Genomic DNA, 204 nt, shown 5'->3' on the forward strand with positions numbered 1-204 from the left:
CCGTTTTTGGCGCTCTTGTGTTCCTGCAAACCAGCAGCAAATTGATGATGCACTATGGCATCAATTTGCTACATTGCTGCCGGCGCTGGATCTAACCACCCGCGCTCACGCCTGGGCGCTGTTGTGGGGAGAACAACCAGAGTTAACGCAGCAATGGCTGGCATTAGCGCATACTTTGCAACAAACCGGACAGGCGCACGAGCT

1 protein-coding gene is annotated in these 204 nt (G+C 54.4%); it reads left to right on the plus strand.

Annotated features, from left to right (window positions below):
- A partial coding sequence (locus tag FDX22_RS19705; RefSeq protein WP_146717662.1) for a virulence factor SrfC family protein occupies positions 1-204 on the plus strand: 204 nt, incomplete at both ends.

The sequence above is a fragment of the Citrobacter sp. TBCS-14 genome, assembly GCF_005280805.1.
Classification (GTDB): domain Bacteria; phylum Pseudomonadota; class Gammaproteobacteria; order Enterobacterales; family Enterobacteriaceae; genus Citrobacter; species Citrobacter gillenii.